This is a genomic window from Microcoleus sp. PH2017_34_RAT_O_A, from assembly GCF_020737885.1.
Lineage (GTDB): Bacteria > Cyanobacteriota > Cyanobacteriia > Cyanobacteriales > Microcoleaceae > Microcoleus.
In genome coordinates this window covers 19,182-38,111 of sequence record NZ_JAEQDD010000040.1, presented here as the reverse complement: position 1 = coordinate 38,111, position 18,930 = coordinate 19,182, and the positions used below count along the sequence as shown (strand labels likewise).

Annotated in this window: 15 protein-coding genes; 9 read left to right on the top strand and 6 right to left on the bottom strand. The window is 47.3% G+C overall.

What is annotated here, in order from left to right:
* The first annotated feature begins 56 nt into the window (after window positions 1-56).
* The 5 genes from JGK11_RS15345 to JGK11_RS15325 all read left to right on the top strand — a co-directional run bounded on the left by JGK11_RS15345 (window position 57) and on the right by JGK11_RS15325 (window position 6,965).
* Window positions 57-1,232 carry a tetratricopeptide repeat protein gene (locus tag JGK11_RS15345; protein ID WP_293197016.1) on the top strand — a complete coding sequence of 392 codons (1,176 nt, stop codon included), beginning with the start codon at window positions 57-59 and terminating at the stop codon, window positions 1,230-1,232.
* Between the two features lie 238 nt (window positions 1,233-1,470).
* Window positions 1,471-2,445 (top strand): protein phosphatase 2C domain-containing protein, encoded by a 975-nt coding sequence (locus JGK11_RS15340; RefSeq protein WP_293212215.1) that lies wholly within the window; start codon window positions 1,471-1,473, stop codon window positions 2,443-2,445.
* Window positions 2,446-3,006: 561 nt separating this feature from the next.
* On the top strand, window positions 3,007-4,287 hold the full coding sequence (locus JGK11_RS15335; protein WP_293180104.1) for a VWA domain-containing protein: 1,281 nt from the start codon (window positions 3,007-3,009) through the stop codon (window positions 4,285-4,287).
* Between the two features lie 345 nt (window positions 4,288-4,632).
* Window positions 4,633-5,334, top strand: coding sequence for an FHA domain-containing protein (locus JGK11_RS15330; RefSeq protein ID WP_293212213.1), 702 nt, complete (start codon window positions 4,633-4,635; stop codon window positions 5,332-5,334).
* 131 nt (window positions 5,335-5,465) lie between these two features.
* Window positions 5,466-6,965, top strand: a complete 1,500-nt coding sequence (locus JGK11_RS15325) for a hypothetical protein (protein ID WP_293212212.1) — start codon at window positions 5,466-5,468, stop codon at window positions 6,963-6,965.
* A 223-nt stretch (window positions 6,966-7,188) separates the two neighbouring features.
* On the opposite strand, the gene JGK11_RS15320 is transcribed toward JGK11_RS15325, so the two are convergent.
* Window positions 7,189-8,409: a hypothetical protein gene (locus JGK11_RS15320; protein ID WP_293180095.1), complete on the bottom strand. Its 1,221-nt coding sequence runs from the start codon at window positions 8,407-8,409 to the stop codon at window positions 7,189-7,191.
* Window positions 8,410-8,898: 489 nt separating this feature from the next.
* Between JGK11_RS15320 and JGK11_RS15315 the strand changes: the two genes are divergently transcribed.
* Together JGK11_RS15315 and JGK11_RS15310 are read left to right on the top strand one after the other, a co-directional pair.
* The gene (locus JGK11_RS15315) at window positions 8,899-9,720 is read left to right on the top strand and encodes a transglutaminase-like domain-containing protein (RefSeq protein WP_293212211.1); all 822 of its coding nucleotides are present in this window, start codon (window positions 8,899-8,901) and stop codon (window positions 9,718-9,720) included.
* A gap of 318 nt (window positions 9,721-10,038) precedes the next feature.
* Window positions 10,039-10,716, top strand: coding sequence for an alpha/beta hydrolase (locus tag JGK11_RS15310; protein ID WP_293180089.1), 678 nt, complete (start codon window positions 10,039-10,041; stop codon window positions 10,714-10,716).
* A 162-nt stretch (window positions 10,717-10,878) separates the two neighbouring features.
* Here the strand turns inward: JGK11_RS15310 and JGK11_RS15305 are convergent, their stop codons facing one another.
* A complete protein-coding gene (locus JGK11_RS15305; RefSeq protein ID WP_293180086.1) occupies window positions 10,879-11,343 on the bottom strand; it encodes an SRPBCC family protein in 465 nt (154 codons plus the stop codon).
* 77 nt (window positions 11,344-11,420) lie between these two features.
* Between JGK11_RS15305 and JGK11_RS15300 the strand changes: the two genes are divergently transcribed.
* Window positions 11,421-13,100 carry a mechanosensitive ion channel gene (locus tag JGK11_RS15300; protein WP_293212210.1) on the top strand — a complete coding sequence of 560 codons (1,680 nt, stop codon included), beginning with the start codon at window positions 11,421-11,423 and terminating at the stop codon, window positions 13,098-13,100.
* Between the two features lie 113 nt (window positions 13,101-13,213).
* A complete protein-coding gene (locus tag JGK11_RS15295) occupies window positions 13,214-14,017 on the top strand; it encodes a Uma2 family endonuclease (RefSeq protein ID WP_293212209.1) in 804 nt (267 codons plus the stop codon).
* Between the two features lie 153 nt (window positions 14,018-14,170).
* Here the strand turns inward: JGK11_RS15295 and JGK11_RS15290 are convergent, their stop codons facing one another.
* Genes JGK11_RS15290 through JGK11_RS15275 form a run of 4 tightly spaced genes read right to left on the bottom strand, consistent with a single transcriptional unit; the run spans window position 14,171 to window position 18,863 of the window.
* Window positions 14,171-16,780, bottom strand: coding sequence for a polynucleotide kinase-phosphatase (locus tag JGK11_RS15290; RefSeq protein ID WP_293212208.1), 2,610 nt, complete (start codon window positions 16,778-16,780; stop codon window positions 14,171-14,173).
* A gap of 12 nt (window positions 16,781-16,792) precedes the next feature.
* On the bottom strand, window positions 16,793-17,116 hold the full coding sequence (locus tag JGK11_RS15285; RefSeq protein WP_293180074.1) for a type II toxin-antitoxin system PemK/MazF family toxin: 324 nt from the start codon (window positions 17,114-17,116) through the stop codon (window positions 16,793-16,795).
* On the bottom strand, window positions 17,110-17,370 hold the full coding sequence (locus tag JGK11_RS15280) for an AbrB/MazE/SpoVT family DNA-binding domain-containing protein (RefSeq protein ID WP_293180071.1): 261 nt from the start codon (window positions 17,368-17,370) through the stop codon (window positions 17,110-17,112). Before JGK11_RS15280 ends, JGK11_RS15285 begins: the two co-directional genes overlap by 7 nt.
* Before the next feature lie 59 nt (window positions 17,371-17,429).
* Entirely contained in the window at window positions 17,430-18,863 is a 1,434-nt protein-coding gene (locus tag JGK11_RS15275; RefSeq protein WP_293212207.1) for a 3' terminal RNA ribose 2'-O-methyltransferase Hen1, read from the bottom strand.
* Window positions 18,864-18,930: the final 67 nt, after the last annotated feature.

Here is an 18,930-nt window from a genome sequence, read left to right as displayed (position 1 = left end):
CAAATAGTCTCGTGCGATCGCCCGAGTTGCGGACAAAGCTACCCAAATAGTCAAGGATGGGTAGCTTTGTCCATAAATTAAGTTACAGTTTCAAACCCAGTCCGCAAGAAGAACCCCTATTCGCCCACCAAGAATCCCTCTATCGCTTCTTGCTCAAAGCCACGGCGTACAACGCTGACGATCGCTTCCAGTCGGCGGAGGAAATGGCCGATCGATTGTTGGGAGTGTTGCGGGAAGTGGTAGCACTGGAAACAAATACGCCGCATCCGGCTGCCAGTACCCTGTTCGGCTCGGATATGCTCGCGCTGACGGCATCTTCAGACTTGGAACCGATTGGCGCGGACTTCCGACAGTTGCCCGTACCGACGATCGATAGCAACGATCCAGCTTTTAACGCGGTATTGAATGCCCAAGCGATCGCCGATCCCATACAACGTCAGGTGAATTTGGAGCAGGTGGTGCAGCAGTATCCCAACTCTCGCGAAGCTTTACTCCGACTGGCTGACAGTGCGATCGAGATTCGCCACTATCCAGCCGCCGAAACGGCACTAACGCAAGCCGAACAACTCGATGCTTGGGATTGGCGCGTGCGTTGGTATCGCGGTAGGTTGCTGCTGGCGCGGGGTCAGGCAAAACCCGCACAGGAACAGTTCGATCGCGTTTACTCGGAATTGCCGGGGGAACTGTCTCCTCAACTAGCATTGGCGCTGGCGGCGGAATTGGCAGGCGATCGCAAGCAGGCAATTAAGCTCTACGATCGCGTGTGTCGGACTGACCCCAGTTACGTCAGCGCGACGTTTGGCTTGGCCAGGTGTTTGAGTGCTACAGGCGATCGTCAGGCGGCGGTGGAGGCGTTGCGACGAGTGCCGCCAACCTCGAATTTGTCGGTGCGATCGCGGGTGGAAACGGCGCGGATGCTGATCGATCGAAAACATACCGCACCAGGAGCCAAGGAGTTGAGCCTAGCAGCCACGACGCTCGAAGCCTTAACGCTCGAAGGCATGGAGCGGCATCGCTTGACGAAACAGCTTTTAGAAACGGCCCTAGGATCGATCGCTTCAAAAGCGATTCAGCCATCGGCGATCGTCCTTTTGGGGCATCAACTGCAAGAAGTTGAGCTCAGAAAAGGGTTAGAAAAAGCCTTGCGCGCCATGGCACATTTATCCACGGGAGCGGAAAAGATTCGTTTGGTTGATGAGGCGAATCGCGTGCGTCCGAGAACATGGTTGTAGGAGAGGAAAGCGAATGGAATTCACGCCTACGCGGACTCAGGAATTTTCAACCTGCACAGGCCGATTTTACTCCTGTAGCCGCGTTTTGAACCGCCATATTTTCTTGTTATATCAAATCCGGTAACATCAGAATTATTCATCTCTCTTGTCTCTCTCTGTGTTCTCTGCGCCCTCTGCGGTTAAATCATTCCGATCCAGCAGGAAGCGATATTACTCATGCTTTTTTAAGACCCAAACTATGCAATGTCCCAACTGTGAAGCTTTAGTTCAAATAGACGATCGCTTTTGCGAAGAATGCGGTACGCCACTGGTCAATTCACCCGTCAATGTTACTGAAACTTCTACAAAACTATGCAATAAATGCGGCGCGGCACCCGAGGCGATCGATGCCGATGGATACTGTTCGGTTTGCGGGTTCAAAAATGAATATCGGCAAGTCCGAGAAACCGATCGCATGGAAGTAAATCTTCAGCCTAATTTCGCGGGAGTGAGCGATCGGGGATTGAGACACGAACGCAATGAAGATTACTTGGCTTGTGCGGTAATAGAAAGCAGTAACACTTATATTGCGATCGCCTGCGATGGGGTGTCGAGTTCTCAGTTTCCCGAATTGGCATCGAAAGCAGCGGCAGAAGGTGCCAGAGATGGCATTGTCACTGCTCTAGAAAAACATCTTTCCCCAGAAACAGCTCTCCAACACGGAATCGCTGCCGCACTCAATGAAGTCTGTGTTATTCCTCATAGGAGTTTGAATCAAGATGCACCTTCGACGACGATTGTTGCGGCGGTAGTACAAAATTCGATCGCGACAATTGCTTGGTTGGGAGATAGTCGCGCCTACTGGATCGATCGGGAAAACTCCCAACTGCTGACGCGAGATGATTCTTGGTTTAACGAAATAGTTACATCGGGACAAATGAGCGCAGCCGAAGCTAGCAAGTCCGATAAAGCTCATGCCATTACGCGCTGGCTGGGTGTGGATGCTAAAGAGGATGCTGTTCCTTCGATCGTGCAGTTTCCGATTCCCGGTTCTGGATATTTGTTACTTTGTACGGATGGATTGTGGAATTATGCACCCGAAGCGCCACAACTCGCCGATCTTGTCAAGGGCAATGCTTCAGAAGATGCGATCGGCATGGGGCGCCATCTCGTAGAATTTGCTCGCTCTTGTGGCGGTCGAGATAACATTACTGTCACTCTGTTAGTCGTTTGAGGATAATATTATAAGAAGGAAGAAGGAAGTTTGGCAATGAAGCTGTGTACGGAATGTAACGGATGTAAATAAGATATTGCAACGTTCTCCATTAACCTGTAGGGGCAGGTTCGCCAACCATATCTAATGAGTACCAACAATCTTAATAAACCTGCCCCCACCCAACGAGAGATTCACGATCGCGCTCTTTGATATAATTGGGGAATGTGCGATCGCAATTCTATCGCTGGCTGGCGAGAAACCGGGTTTCTGCGAATAAGGTCTGCTGAGTACGAAGCATATAAAAAGAAACCCGGTTTCTGAGATTGTGCGATTCCCTACGGGATAGCTGCGCTTCACGAATTTCTGTCGTTAGGTGAGGGCGAGTTTTTGTAAATTGTCGATGTTCATTATAGATAGTGGGCTCACGGGCCCTTACAGGATAATTGATAATACTGCAAGATCTCAGTTCTACTCAACCTACACTCTAATCTCTTTTCTCAATCTGTAAATTAGCATCATTTTTACTGAAAAAAGCATCGATCGCATTTACTCAAAATTCATTCAAAAAACTCAAAAACAATGTCTACCCAATTCCAAGCCGAAGTCTTCCAAAATCCCTACCTTCATCAAGGTTCCAGAGAAGTCAATGCCATTATGACCGTCACCGTCCGTGGGGACGAAAATATTGGCATCGCACCTCAAACAGGAGGCAAACTCTTCGGGATTATCTGCGATATTTCCGGTTCGATGCAGGGCGCAAAAATCCACGCCGCCAAAAATGCGATGATTAAACTCGTGCAGTTAATTCCGGCGGATACCTCCTTTTTTATCGTGGTAGGTTCCACTCGCGCCCAGGTAATTTTTCCCACTGCCCTAGCCACAGTAGAAAACAAATCCCAAGCCATTTCCCAAATTAAAGAAGTCCAAGCCAGTGGCGGTACATTAATGTCTCAATGGCTGGAAGCTTCACTAACGCAGTTCAAAGAGATGCCCAATGCCGTCAGACAAGCCCTATTGCTTACCGACGGGCAGAACGATGATTCCGACCAAAAACGCCTAGAAAAGGTGCTGCAAGCGTGCGAAGGTGTATTTCAGTGCGATTGTCGGGGCGTGGGAACCGACTGGCGCGTCAAACAGCTTCAGTTCATTGCCAACAGGCTACTCGGAACCACCGATATCATCGCCAACGCGGTGCAAATAGAAGCCGATTTCCAAACCATTCTCGCCCAAGCAATGACTAAAACGGTGAGTGATGTCGCCTTGCGTTTGTGGACTCCCCAAGGGGCAAAGGTGCGATTTTGCAAGCAAGTTAGTCCCGAAATTGTCGATTTGACCGATCGCGCCCAATCTATTAAACCGCAAGTTTGCGACTATCCGACAGGGGCTTGGGGAACGGCAGAATCGCGCGATTACCACTTCTGCATTGAGGTGAATCCCGGTAATGTGGGAGATGAGATGCTGGCGGGAAGGGCGAGTTTAATTTACACCGCTGATGGGGTGGAAACGAAAATTACCGAGGCGCGGATTCTAGCGGTGTGGACGGATGACGAACAGAAATCCACAAAAATCGATCGGCGAGTGGCGCACTACACCGGACAAGCAGAACTCGCGCAAACCATTCAGGAAGGACTTGAAGCCCGCGATAAAGGTGATGTAGAAGTGGCGACGGCTAAGCTGGGAAGGGCTGTCAAACTCGCCCATGACTCCGGAAATGAGGGAACGGCGAAACTGCTGCGCCAGGTGGTGGAGGTGGAAGATGCACCCACGGGAACAGTTCGTTTGAAGCGGAATGTGGCGAAGGAAGATGAAATGGCATTGGAAACTCGATCGACTAAAACGGCACGAATTTCGAGAAATTAGCCATCCCAAATCTATAGCAGTTGACAGTTGACAGTTGACAGTTGACAGTTACATAGTACGAGCATCTAACCGTTTCTGCTCAAGGGTATTAGGATCTATTTATGACATTATTTATGTCCCGATACGGTTCAGTTAAGATTGTCCGAAGAGAGGAACGAAGCATAAGCCCTTCGGGCAGGCTTCGCCAACGCAGTGTCTATGTTTCATGAGTTTTCCCTGTGACAATCTCCGATCGCAATCGTATTGATTTATGTCCTAACCTATGTGGCGGTTGCTATACAATCCCAAATCTAGAATCCACAATCGGCAATCCAAAATCCCCAATCCAAAATCGTATAGATAATTATGTCAGTCTATCAGTGTCCAAAAGGTCACGAATCGATCGAATCCGATTATTGTTCGGAATGCGGCGCGAAGATTAATGGAGGTGCGGCTGTCGAAGCCAAAAGTCCGCCCGTTCGAGTTGCCACAGCTACCATTAACTGTCCCGATTGCGCGACTCCACACGAGGAAGATAGCGGCAACTTCTGCGAAATTTGTGGCTATAACTTCGTCACCGGTGCGAGTGGAGAAATTCCAATTCCCAAGGCATCAGGAATCGCATCTTCTGTTTTGGATGCGGGTACTATAGATGCGGGCGCAACCCATATTTCCCCGACATCTACCTCACCCACAACGACAGGAACTCCCGAACTTCTCATCACAGTCGATCGCACTTTGCGCTGTGAAGGTAGCCCGGAACCGCCCGCGTTTACCCCCATGACTTTCCCTATGGAAAAACCCAGTACCCTCATCGGACGCACTAGCGATGTCCGCGCCATTTATCCAGATCTCGCCCTCGATTTGGACGATGCCATTTCCCACCGCCACGCCGTCATTCACCGCCAACCAGATGGGGCATTAATCCTGCGGGATATCGGTTCCACCAACGGTACGTTTCTCAATGGGGTTGAACTTGCGCCGATGACAGATATTAGTCTGAAAGATGGGGATGAAATTACGTTGGGACATTGGACAAAGCTGATTGTTAATATTACCCAGTCTTAGCTAGCAGGCAAATCGGTAATTGATAAAAACCGCCCCATCAATCACAAATTATATCATGTCCGATAGATTACCACAATAACAAAAACGGTTCGTAGTGCGGACTTAAGTCCGTATCTTTTGACCAATTACCCATGACCAAATTTATGAGCCAAGTTACTCGCAATTCTCCTTCAGCAAAAAAGCCCAGTTCGATCGCAAATTGGAAGACAAAATTCACCACCCCTCAGATTCTGCGATGGGGATTGTACCTGGTGTGGGGAGTCAGCCTTTTAGCCTTGGGGACTGCCAATGAAGCAGTGAAAATGCAGCGCGATGCGATCGAAACCATCGGCAAAAATACCGCACCCAGCGTCTTAACTGCCCAGCGAATTAAAGATAGCCTCGCCGATTTGGATGCCAATGCTGCTAACGAATTGCTCGTCAAACCGGGCGAGAATCCTGAAGCAGTTAAAGAGTATCGGAAACGGCAAGAAAAACTGTCTAAACTCCTGGCATTAGCGGCGGAGAACATTACGGAGGGGGATGCAGAACGCCAACAGATTCGCACGCTGATCCTATCGTTGGGGGACTACATGACGCAAATCGAACGGGCGCGATTGGCGAACGAACGGGGGGATTCGCGATCGCTTTTGGAGGCGTATCGCAAAGCAGCAAACATTTTGGACTCAATTTTACTACCTGCTGCCGAACAATTGCAAAATGTTAACTTAGAGAGTCTGGATCGAGCTTATATCTCACAAAAAGCGCGATCGGCTAACCTCTTGTTCCTCGCAGTTATTGGCAACCTCTTGCCACTTGTCATGTTGGGACTATTACAACTGTTTCTCTACCACCGAATGCGCCGCAATCTCAATCCCTATTTGTTGGGAGCTACCCTATGTGCGATCGTCTTATTCTTTTATATCACCAATGCACTAAATGCGGCTTCCTATCATCTGAAAGTCGCTAAGGAGGATGCCTTTAACTCGCTTTTGCCGTTGCGACAGGCTCGCGCTCTTGCCTACAGTGCTAATGCCGATGAAAGCCGCTATTTGCTCGATCGAGAATTTGCGGCTCAACACGAACGCAAATTTGTTGAGAAAATGGCGAAAATTGCCGTCATCCCCAGTAATCTAAATTTTGAGTCTGTCGCTACGGAATTCAAGCAATCCAATGTCAAGGAAGTCGCGGGTTTTAGTGGATTATTCGCCGAAGAATTTGCCAATATTACTTTTGGTGGAGAGCGAGACGCGGCGGTGGAAATGTTATCGGCATTTGGGGTTTATGTTAACATTGACAAACAAATTCGCTCGCTGGTAAATAGCGACAAAAGAGCTGAAGCGATCGCACTATGTACGGGAAATAAACAAGGGCAATCTAATTGGGCGTTCACTCAATTCCTTAAAAAACACAATGATGTAACAGACATTAATTTAACCGCGTTTACAGAGAATCTCGATCGGGGATTTAAAAGTGTAGGTTATGTGCCCGATAAATCCCAGCAATCAAGTGATGATATTTTGCAGTTGTCTCTGCTCGATCGATCGTTTAAAAATACCTACCAAGTTGAGATGTGGAGTGTCGGGTTAATTAGTGCGATCGCTATTTTAACCTTTTTTGGACTCAATTTGCGTTTGAAGGAATATTCGTGATCTTCCAAAGAAGTCAATTGGGGCTTTTTCGTGGGGTGGGGGCTGGTTTATTTAACCTGTCTGCTACCTTTTAGGCTGTTGGCGAACCAGCCCCTACAGGATTATTGATAATGCTGCAAGATGTCAGTGGGGTGGGGGCTGGTTTATTTAACCTGTCTGCTACCTTTTAGGCTGTTGGCGAACCAGCCCCTACAGGATTATTGATAATGCTGCAAGATGTCATTTATATCGACTTAAAAGAACGATTCAATAACTTTTCATACTCACTGACAAGCTGGATTGCTTGCCCTAACGGAGTAGGTCGAGTATATAACAATTGCTTGGCTTGTTGGGCAATTTGACTCAATTGTTCGTTTTCTGCCATCCCTTTGGCTAATGCTTTAGCTTGCAGTGCTTGGAGTCGTCCTCGCAATTCTTGACGCATTTCTAGCGCAGTTTGATTGTCTGTATAGGCTTGTTGTTGAGCGGATAAATACTCTTGCGTTCTGACTCGCCAATTCTGTAAACCAATCTTAACTGGTTGAAATATGCCTTCTTTGAACTTAATTTCTAGTCGAGCGAGCCACTGATTTAAAGCTTCAATTTGTTCGTCCGCTAAAGGCTGCGATCGCGTCGCAGCTTCTGTGATTTTTTCCTGATACTCTGCAAAAATAGTTTGATGTTGCTGATTTAAATGAATTAAGTTTTGCAGAAGTTGATGCGCTTGAGATAATTCTTGTTTAACCGATGCTTTTTGCCGAGCTATTTCCTCTAAATACTGTCTCGATCGAATGATAATTGGTTCAATTTCTCGCTCGAACTCATCGCTGACACCTAACGGATCGCAGATAATGCGATCGCCAAAATCGAGCAAATTTTGCTGAGCAACTGCTAGTTCATTACTCCTCCGAATACCGAGAGAGTCAGCTAAAGTTTGGATCGATCGCATTTCAGTTTGGGCTCGCGTCAGTTGTGCTGCTAAATGCGATCGTGCCGTCTCCACTGCGACAACCACATCCTTCGCGACTTGAAAAGCAGCAGTCATCACCTCCAGTAATTTCGCAGGTGCAATTGCATTTTGGGTTTGGGCTGCACTGAGTAAGTCTCGCTGTGCTAGAGGAATTTGTTGTTCGCCAAGTTGGATGGAATTACCCGTTAAAAGATATTCAATTTCACGCAGTTGAGATTCTGCACTGGAAATCAAAAACTTAGGAACTTGCTTGCGGAGCATCACAGCCCGATCGATCGTTTTAACTAACAAATCAAAATTCTGAAAGAGGTCATTCATCGCACTGAGTGCGGGAACAACCTTTGCTTTTGTTTTGCCAGTTAACTCAACGTCAGACGGCATAGCAGTGAGTTGTTGATAGGTTGGCAATCCATGCAAATCAATCAGATTTTGACTGATGCGATCGAGATTCTGTTTCCACTGAGCTAGCAGGCGATCGATTTGTTCTACATTCACGGTTGCAATTTCGATTATCTATATTTGTGCAGTAGATTACCATTTTATCAATTTAAAATCTAAATTAAAGTATTGTCTCTATCTAGATGAGTCCGGGTGTATTCCCGAAGCTGAATTTCAGGGTAAAATAGGAGTCTCTGCCATCTTCGCTCGAACTCGCATTTGGGTGCATCTGGGTTTTGTAAAAAGCATTTTTTCTTTGAGTGCTGTCCCCGCTCACGTATTGTACAATATGCGAGCGGGGACAGCACTATAATAATAATAATGTAAAACTGAGATGCTCCAGATCGAACTCGCACTCTGCCATTCATAGGTTATTTACAGGATGTCTAAGCTGTTGCAGCATTTAAATTGTATATTTCGATGACGATGGAGAATTCTATCCCCCGATCCCCATCGGACTCTCTACCTCTCAATCAGGATATACAATTTAAATACGCCAGAGGCAATCTCGCACGATGTTTATTAAAAAATTAATCAATTATAAATATGGATTTGACGATCGCCCGACAACTCTTTTATCAAGAAATTAATCAGCCAGACGCTGCGATCGATCTGGCGAAAGCTGCGCTGTACATGGCTTTGGAAGAATACCCGAATTTTGAGCCTCTCGATTATCTCAACGCACTTGACACGATCGCCGATCGAGTGCGTTTGCGCCTCCCGCCACAGAATTATCCGCTGCGGATCATTCAAACTATTAACCGCTATTTGTATGACGATTTGGAATTCTCCGGCAATAATGCTGATTATTACGACCCCCGCAATAGCTTTTTGAATCAAGTGATCGATCGCCGCACTGGTATTCCCATCTCTTTATCTTTGGTTTATTTGGAGGTTGCTAAGCGGATTGATTTTCCGATGGTGGGGATTGGGATGCCGGGACATTTTTTGATTAGGCCGGATTTTGAGGATGCTGGGATTTTTGTGGATGCGTTTAATGGTGGCGAGATACTATTTCCTGAAGATTGTCAAGGGAGGCTTTCTCAAATTTACGGTCAACCTATGGAGTTGCAGCCGGCTTTTCTCGCGCCGGTAAGTCCGCGGCAGTTATTGGGGCGAATGCTGGGAAATCTGAAGGCGATTTACTTCCAACAGGGTGATGCTATGAGGTTTCTGGCGGCGATCGATCGGCTTTTGCTGCTGTTTCCTGATGCACTCTTGGAAAGGCGCGATCGCGGAATTCTCTATTATCAACTGGGGCGCTTGGCCGAGGCGCGGCACGATTTGGAACTATACATTACCAATGCTCCGAATGCTGAGGATGCTGCTAGAATTCGCCTATTGCTCGAAAGGCTCGACCAAAACTAAACTTAAATTTGCGATCGCTAGTCAAGGTTGCAGCTATTGGCTCGCACAACATCACAGGTGAAACCGACAATCTATATAGTTACAGGGCGATCGCCAAATCTCGCTTTTATAAGTTTTGCAAAGGTATATAAAATTGTCAAAAATCGGAGTATAACATATAAATTATGAATTAACACCTATCTTTTGATAGGTTCAATTGGCTTGACATGACTGTATAATACCTAGGTCATTTACGGAACTTCTGAATCCACTTTCCCGACTGATACCTGGGCATTCGATCGAACGAAAAAGTATTTTGACGTAAAGAGGCATAAACTCATGAACTTTAAGTTTCAACAAGGTTATCTTAACGGAATGCAACCGCAGTCAGCCCATTTAGCCAAAAGAATCTCAAAGTCTTTATCATTAGGTTTGGCGCTTTTGGTGGGAACAAGTACAGTATTGCTGAGCAGTAGCAAAGCCTTTGCATTAGACAAAGTTACCGTAAAATACGGTGCTGTTGACGTAACTTTACCAATGAGCGATTTGCAAAGCTTTGCACAAACCGGCAAACCATCATCTCAACTGCAAAGTGTTTTGAGTCTTGCGAAACAAACTCCCGAATCGGTGCGCGAAATATTAACGCGAGAAGTGGCTTTAGATCCCCAAATGGTTTCGCGGCTGGCAAATACTTATTTTGGGGAAATTGTTTTCAAGCAATTGGGTGAGGTTGCTTATACCCCGGCTACAAAGGCACAAAGCGCGCCGGCACTGCGCGATGCTTTGGTTGCAGCTTCCAAAGATGGCAAACTATCCCTGATGGAAGTGATGCAAAATTACACTCCTCCGGCTTTAGAAGTTGATGGCAATCAAGCTATGGCTATCTACCAGCGAGTGATTAAAGATATCCAAGATTTGCAAGCTATGTATCAGAATTCCCCGGGTTTGCAAAGTACGGCTGGTCAAGCAAGACAAATGATTTGTCAGCCCAACTCATCATCGGGGGCTGGGAAGTAAATCATTTTGCTCTGGATTGGGAATGGGGAATGGGGAATGGGGAATGGGGCATAGGGCATAGGGCATAGGGCATAGGGCATAGGGAATTGGTGCTTTCTTTTCCTATTATCTCTTACTTTTCAGCCATTACCGATGACCCATTACCCAATTACCAATTCCCCATTACACCTTGCCAATTTCTTGAGATAATTGCTCGGCTACCCGTTTGAGCCGGCGCAGTTGGCTTTTCATATCTTTTTGCGTCCAAGGGGCTGCAAAGCGATTGAATCCAAATCTAATTAAAGGATTGGGAATTTGAAATTCAAAGCGGTTAATCAAGAGAGTCCCTTGGATTTGGGGCTGGCATTCCCAGCGATCGCATCCTTTGAAATATCCGTCGAACCCCCATACAATTAAACCGGGTTGTCGCTCCAACACAACACTCTCTAAAGTGGGTTGCAAAACGGGAATTTTTATGATAAATAAACTGCGACTTCCTACAGCAGTATCCCATTCGCCCTCTGGATCGCAACGCAGCAGCGGATTGAGCCATTTGTGCATTAAAGTGCGATCGACTATACAGCGCTCCACCAACGTAGCAGCAGCGCGAATTTCAATGGATTGCTCGAAAACTTGACGAATTGACATGAGAACCTGCAAGCTAGAAGCGTATTCTTACAGTTTCTTATTTTCCTTGTCAAATCTGACCTTAACCTGAAAAAACAATGAATGAAACTTGGCAAGAAATAACTCAACCGATATCGGGCCCAATGGCGGTTGTGTCCGATCGAATCTTGGCACAGGCCCAGGTAGCCCCGAATCCGCTCTCAGAAGCGGAGCGGGGATTAAACAATCTATTTGCGGGCAAAGACATTGAAAATCTCGTCTGGGCGATCGGCATCCTGCTAATTGGCTTGATCGTATCAGCCCTCGTCTCATCTTTAGTCGGCGGATTGCTCAAGAAAACGACGATCGACAACCGACTGGCTGCTTGGATTACCGGGCGCCCGGAAGGAGAAGGATCGCCGCAAGTGGAAAAATGGATTTCCGGTGCGGTATTCTGGATCATTTTTATCTTTTTCCTAGTTGCCTTTTTCAACAGGCTGAATCTCACGGCTGTCTCGCAACCGCTGAATACTTTTCTCAACCAAATTGCTGGTGCTTTGCCGAAGTTGGCTAAAGCCCTAATTTTCTTGGGGATTGCTTGGGTGGTGGCGACAGTTGCCAAATTAGCCTTGTCGCGGGCGATGCGGACTTTTGGCGTAGACGAGCGCTTGAACCAGCAAGTGGGTACTGCACCCACCGAGACTCCTTTGCTGCTGAGCGATACTCTGGCAAATGCGCTGTACTGGTTCATTTTTCTGCTGTTTTTGCCGTTGGTTCTCGAATCGCTGGATTTACAGCAGGCTCTGCTGCCAGTGAATAATTTGCTGAACCAAATTTTGGCGGCAATTCCGAAGATTCTGGAAGCTGTGCTGATTGGGTTTGTGGGCTGGCTGCTGGCTCAAGTTGTGCAGCGGATTGTTACGAATCTGCTGGCTGCTGCTGGCGCGGACAGTTTGGGCGCTCGGTTTGGCATTTCCCGGAGTTCGGGCGGACAATCGCTGTCGTGGATTATCGGCACAATTGTCTATGTGTTGATTTTGATTCCTACGGCGATCGCAGCTTTGAATGCTTTGGACATCCAAGCGATTTCCTTGCCGGCGATCGCGATGCTCAATACGATTCTGGGCGCGCTTCCCAACATTTTTACAGCAGCGATAATTCTCGCGGTTGCTTACTTTTTGGGGCGCTGGATCGGCGATTTGGTGACGAATATCTTGACGGGAATTGGCTTTAACAATGTCTTTTCTTGGTTGGGAATGCAGCCGAAACAGCCGCTGCGACTACCGTCGTCGAGTTCGACGGATCCCGACGCAACCGTACTTCAGGAACCGGATGTTGCGGCACGCACGCCTTCGCAATTTGTCGGCATTGTGGTGCAGGTAGGCATCATGCTGTTTGCTGTGGTGGCGGCTACCGACGTGCTGAAGATTCCAGCGCTGACTGCGATTGTTAGCGGTATTGTGCTGGTTGCAGGTAGGGTGCTGTCTGGTTTGGTGGTATTTGCGATCGGCTTGTATTTGGCGAATCTGGCGTTTAGTTTGATTGCTAGCTCTGGAACTCGCCAAGCGCGGCTGTTGGGCCAAACGGCTCGAATCGCGGTGATTGCTTTTGTTGGAGCCTTGGCGCTGCAACAGATGGGCATTGGCAGCGATATTGTGAATTTGGCTTTCGGGCTGTTGCTCGGGGCGATCGCCGTTGGGATTGCTCTAGCTTTTGGTTTGGGCGGGCGCGAGATTGCGGCCGACGAACTTCGCGGATGGCTGGCGTCGTTTAAACAAGATAAGACGCCGCGTTTGTAAGTCTAATTGATCGGTAAAAAATGGCGTTTGTCCTTAACAAACGTCATTTTTTTATGGTTAAATTTATCGAACCTGCTAAAATAAGATCAGCGAGAATTGAGGAGACTTAAACCGTGACAGTTTTAACTCAACAAATCGAAGAAGAAATAGAATATCCCAGCAGCGACGGAGAACCGATGGCGGAAAGTGACATCACGCGCGATTACATGACTTACGGCGTGGAAGCTCTGAAGCAGCACTTTCAAGGGCGATCGGATGTCTATGTGTCAGCAAATTCTTTCGTGTATTACGAAGAAGGAAACAAATCAGCAGTAGTTGCTCCCGACATTTATGTAGTATTTGGAGTCAGAAAACGCCAGAGAGATAACTATAAAATATGGAAAGAAGCAGGGATAGCACCGCAGTTTGTCTTAGAAATAACCTCAGAAACAACTCAAGAGGTAGATCAAGAAATTAAACCAGAAACTTATCGAAGTTTGGGAGTCAGGGAATACTTCCAGTACGATCCGTCTGGGGATTATTTGAATCCGATATTGCAAGGAGTGCGTTTAGTAAACAACCAGTACGAGCCGATTCCCGTCAATAATATCGCCTTCGATACGCTGTGGCTGTACAGCGAAGTATTGGGACTGGAATTGCACTTAGTTTCTGGAGAATTAAGGTTTAGAAATCCTCAAACAGGAGAGTTTCTGAAGACTTATCAGCAATCAGAACAAGAACGGCGGGCAGAACATTCTGCACGGCTGGCCGAACAACAAGCACGGCTGGCCGAACAACAAGCACGACTGGCGGCAGAATCAGCTTTGCGATCGCTCGTTTCTCAACTGTTAAAATCGGAAATGAATTTAGAGCAAGTTGCACAAATGATGAATTTATCGACATCGGAAGTTGAGCGATTAGTAGGGAGAAATGAATGAGCAATAAGGATCGCAAATTAAATAATTTACACTCTTAAAAGTGGGATGGGCGTCCCGCCCGTCTTTTCTGGACGGGCGGGACGCCCATCCCACAAGAACAATAAAGATTATAAGTTATTTCATTCTCATTCCTAAGCGCATCCAACCTTCAGATTACAGCCTCGGATCGACAGGTTCGCTCTCCATCGCTAAAACTCCGAAAACGCACTCATGAACTTGCCTCAACGGAGCACCAGCCACAAATCTCTCCAACGATTCTACACCGAGAGCAAACTCTCGCAAAGCTAAAGAACGCTTCCCGGAAAGCCCGCGCGATCGCAATTTGTCTAAATGCTCCGGCAAAGAATATTCCAAGCCGTAAATAATTCGCAAATACTCTTTACCGCGACATTTGATCGCAGGCTGTACGAGTCCTTTGCTATTGTTCACAATAAATTCCATCGGTTTAACCACCATCCCTTCGCCCCCAGCCTCAGTCATTTTTTCCCACCATTGAATCCCTGCAAATTGACTGTCAAGATCGGCAATTCTAACTACTTTGTATTGAGTAGCTAACAGCAATTCTAGGTCAAAATTACAGATTTCTGCTATCTGTTCCATGTGCCAGCAGTGATTCTGATCGGTGTGAACATTTCCCTCGGTTGCCAAGATGTGGAAAGGCGCTAACTTGAGGTCGGAGATGGATTTCACGGGCCAGCAGTAGCGCTGGTAGGCATTGACATAGCGATCGGCTAAATCGGCTCGTTCCCGGTAGCTAGCCAACACAGAATTAACTTCAACTCCCCGCTGTTTCGCCTGTTCTAGCTGCTGAATTGCCTCTGCAAACCCGTGACGGGATGCGGTCCCCACGGCAGCATATTGTTCTTGCAATAAACCTTGAGCTTTGGCAGACCAAGGCATTAATTCGCAGTCCAAACACACCCAATCGGTTTTAAATTTATCCCAAAAATTGCTGGTAGAAAGAGCGCGATTTACCCGCGTTAAAAACTCTATTTCTAAGGTAGAATTATCGAAGAAATGGCGACCAGTACGGGTGTAGCAAATGCCAATGCTGTTGTTGGAAATCCCAAAGCGCCGTTTAGCGGCCGATTCATCGCGGCAAACAATGACAACTGCACGGGAACCCATGTGCTTTTCTTCGCAGACAACTGTTGATACGCCCTGTTGTTGGTAGTAGTTAAAGGCTTCGGCTGGATGTTCTAAAAGTCCGGGTTCTTTCGAGGTAGCAGCGGGAGACATGGTGGGCGGTAAGTAAATCAGCCATTTGGGATTGGCGGCAAATCTGCTCATTACTTCCAGGGCTGCGATCGCATTTTCTGCGCGAATTGTTATGTTACGTTGCAGCCTGGTTGAAATCATGCGTTTTCCGAGCACGTCGGCAATATCCAGCACGTCATCAAACTGCTGTTGGGCGGTGAGATTTGTGGCGGGAAAACTGTTATCTGGAGTTGCAATGGATGGAAATGCGATCGGTTTGGCTGGTTCGCAGTAAATCATCGCAGCAGGAACGCTGACAAATTCTCTTTCAGGATACCGCAAAGCTGTTAGCTTGCCGCCGAAAACGCAGCCTGTGTCAATATCAACAGTATTGTTCAACCATTCTGTTTCGGGAATCGGGGTATGTCCGTAAACAACAGCAGCTTGACCTCGATATTCTGCGGCCCAATTGTAGCGGACTGGTAAGCCGAATTCATCGATTTCGCCTGTGGTTTCTCCGTACAATGCGAAATCTCGAACGCGGGCGGATGCGCGTCCCTGAAGTTCTGCTTTCATTCCGGCGTGGGCGACGACTAATTTGCCGCCGTCGAGGACGTAATGTCCGATTAAACTATCTAGAAATTGGCTAATTTGACTAACTGCTGATTCGCGCGATTCCTCGGGTAAATCTGCAATTTCTGCTAAGGTTTGTTCGAGTCCGTGGTTGATTTTGACATTTTTGCCGCTGAGTTTTCGCAATAATTTGATGTCGTGATTTCCGGGGACGCACAAAGCGGTTGATGCTGCTACCATGTTGCGGACGAGTTTGAGAGTGTCGAGAATGCGCGGGCCTCGATCGACCAAATCGCCCAAAAACACGGCTTTACGACCTTCTGGATGGGCGTAGGTGGGATAATCCCAAAAGCCAGATGCGCTGGATGGTTCGACAATTTGATAGCCCAACTGTTGCAGCAATTGTGACAATTCGCCGCAGCATCCGTGAACGTCACCGATGATGTCAAAGGGGCCTGTGTCCTGTTTGCGGTTGTTCCACAGCGGTTGTCTCTCGATTTGGGCTGCTGCGATGTCTTCTGGGGAACGGAGGATGTGAACGTAGCGGAAGCCTTCGCGATCGAGATTTCGGAGCGATCGTCTTAAATTTTGAACGTGGCGGCGAATGACATGACTGCCAAAATTGCGGTTTGGACGCTGTTGATTGCGATCGGCACACAATTTTTCGGGCAAATCCAGCACAATTGCTACTAAAAAGCAATGATATTTTCGGGCTAATTCTAACAGCGGTTTGCGACTTTCTGGCTGCACATTCGTAGCATCAATCACAGTTAATTTACCCGCAGCCAGACGTTTAGCAGCGATTAAATGCAGCACTTCAAAAGCATCAGCGGTAGCCGCTTGATTGTTTTCGTCGTCGGAAACCAGGCCGCGGCAGTAATCGGATGAAATGATTTCTGTCGGTTGGAAATGCTGGCGCGCAAAGGTAGATTTGCCGGAACCCGATGCACCGATGAGCAGGACTAAAGATAGTTCGGGAATTGTAATTTTCATGGTTTAATAATATTATTCAGCAAACATCTGCGCCAGAATATCTAAAACAGCTTTTTGTTCGTCAGCGCTGATTTTACCGAGATATTGAACTAATCGATTTTTGTCAACAGTCCGAATTTGATCCAGGATAATTTGTCCATCTTTGCCTTGAAAATTACAAGCTATCCGGCTGGGATATGCTTGCCCCTTCGTTGTCATTGGAGCAATGATGACAGTGGAAATGCGCTTGTTCATATCATCGGGTGAAATCACTAAACAAGGTCTTGTTTTCTTAATTTCACTGCCAACAGTGGGGTCGAGATTAACTAAAAAAACATCAAAACGTTTGACTACCATTGCCACTCATTCTCCTCCCACTCAGTAGTTATGACATCATCAAGCAGGACATCATCATGTTGTTCGGCCATTTTTGCGAACGCTTCTTCCCAACCAGCACGCGGTTTTATAGCTGCACGAATGACGATTCGATCGCCCTGAACTTCGATTTCTACTGCTTCACTAATACCAATTTGCTCTAATAAAGATTTAGGAATGCGAATTCCTTGAGACCGATCGACTTTAATTATCTGGGTTTGGATAGATTTGCTCATAGCTGAAGCCTGCCTTTTTCCAAGTTTAACTACATTGTAAGCACAAAAAACTGTAGCAGTTATTCTATCAAAGCAAATATTGCCATTTGTGTAGGCGAACCAAGTGCTAAATCCTCCGATCCAACGGATCGAAACTCCACCCTAAAACCAAACCGTTCAGCCACCCCATTCGCCCAAGTCTGAAACTCTGCGCGCGTCCACTCAAAGCGGTGATCGCGGTGGCGAAATTTACCCGCCGGCAAGTTTTCAAACCGAACATTGTACTCAACGTTGGGAGTTGTGACGATCGCAAATTTCGGCCGCACAAACTCAAACAAAACCCGTTCAAAAGCAGCCAACCGTTCTAAATCGAGATGTTCGATCACCTCAATCACCGCTGCTGCGTCAAAATCAGTCAAGCGGCTGTCCCGATAAATCAGGGAACTTTGGATCAATTGTAAGCGAGATTGCTGTGCCGGAGAAAAGCGATCGACCTGCAATCGTTCCTTAGCGATTTCCAACGCCCGAAAAGACACATCGACTCCGGTAATTTGGGCGATCGCACTTTCGGCTAAAAGCAATCGCAGCAGTTTTCCCTCACCGCAGCCCAAATCTACCACTCGCTGAGCACCGCGGGCTTTTAAAACAGTCATCACAGCTTCTAAACGTTGTTCGTTGAGGCTAATTCGCTGTTCTAAAACTTCCTCTTCTAAAGCACGAGAAACTTCGCTTGCATCGCAGTCAAGATTATCTTCTTCTGCTAATTGTGCCACAGCAAGGCGAGTCAAACGGCGCTGGCGTTTCAAATAGCGATCGGCAATTTGTTCGCGGGCGGGATGCGAGTTCAACCAACCTTCGCCGTGACGCAATAACTTCTCGATTTCATCATCGCCCACCCAATAATGTTTATCGTCATCTAAGACAGGAATTAGTACATAAAGATGACTCAACAAATCCGCCAACCGCACTGTATTTTGCAGTTCCACAGCAAAGTAAGGACTCGCGCCCCACTCGGGAAATTGTTCGTCAAGAATCAGCGGTTTTGCTGCGACTTGATAGCCCAGCGGCTCAAACATTTGGCGCAGGAACTTCTCGCCCCCGCGACAGGGCAAAACCGACAGCTTAACTGTCAGCGGAATGGCAGTTTCTGCGAGTTCTGGACGGTCTTTGCAGCGCCCGGATAGGGCGGTACGGAAGACCTGGGCGAGGGCGACACTGAGAAAGGATGAGGCTACGTAGGGGCGATCGTTGACGTATTGTTCTAAAGGGCGATCGCCCGATTTGGTCTTACCGCGCACCAAACCAACCGGATCGACATCTAACAGCAAAGCTGCCGTGCACTTGTCTGCATTTGCTTCAGGATAAAACACGCTGGCTTGTCCGAAAGTCATCGGGAAGCATTGAAGGCGATCGGGATGTTTGTGCAGCAAATAGCCTAAATCCGTAGCAGGGACGCGAGTTGTGGAGATAGTTAATAACATAATATTGGGAATTGGGCATCGGGCATCGGGCATCGGGCATCGGGCATTGGGAATTGGTGTTTGTTATTTCATAATTACTTCTTTTTACTAATGACTAATG

Excerpts from the sequence above, each read along its gene's own strand:
- JGK11_RS15345 (WP_293197016.1), top strand. The coding sequence starts at position 57 with ATGGGTAGCTTTGTCCATAAATTAAGTTACAGTTTCAAACCCAGTCCG.
- JGK11_RS15340 (WP_293212215.1), top strand. The coding sequence starts at position 1,471 with ATGCAATGTCCCAACTGTGAAGCTTTAGTTCAAATAGACGATCGCTTT.
- JGK11_RS15335 (WP_293180104.1), top strand. The coding sequence starts at position 3,007 with ATGTCTACCCAATTCCAAGCCGAAGTCTTCCAAAATCCCTACCTTCAT.
- JGK11_RS15330 (WP_293212213.1), top strand. The coding sequence starts at position 4,633 with ATGTCAGTCTATCAGTGTCCAAAAGGTCACGAATCGATCGAATCCGAT.
- JGK11_RS15325 (WP_293212212.1), top strand. The coding sequence starts at position 5,466 with ATGACCAAATTTATGAGCCAAGTTACTCGCAATTCTCCTTCAGCAAAA.
- JGK11_RS15315 (WP_293212211.1), top strand. The coding sequence starts at position 8,899 with ATGGATTTGACGATCGCCCGACAACTCTTTTATCAAGAAATTAATCAG.
- JGK11_RS15310 (WP_293180089.1), top strand. The coding sequence starts at position 10,039 with ATGAACTTTAAGTTTCAACAAGGTTATCTTAACGGAATGCAACCGCAG.
- JGK11_RS15305 (WP_293180086.1), bottom strand. The coding sequence starts at position 11,343 with ATGTCAATTCGTCAAGTTTTCGAGCAATCCATTGAAATTCGCGCTGCT.
- JGK11_RS15300 (WP_293212210.1), top strand. The coding sequence starts at position 11,421 with ATGAATGAAACTTGGCAAGAAATAACTCAACCGATATCGGGCCCAATG.
- JGK11_RS15290 (WP_293212208.1), bottom strand. The coding sequence starts at position 16,780 with ATGAAAATTACAATTCCCGAACTATCTTTAGTCCTGCTCATCGGTGCA.
- JGK11_RS15285 (WP_293180074.1), bottom strand. The coding sequence starts at position 17,116 with ATGGTAGTCAAACGTTTTGATGTTTTTTTAGTTAATCTCGACCCCACT.
- JGK11_RS15280 (WP_293180071.1), bottom strand. The coding sequence starts at position 17,370 with ATGAGCAAATCTATCCAAACCCAGATAATTAAAGTCGATCGGTCTCAA.
- JGK11_RS15275 (WP_293212207.1), bottom strand. The coding sequence starts at position 18,863 with ATGCCCGATGCCCGATGCCCAATTCCCAATATTATGTTATTAACTATC.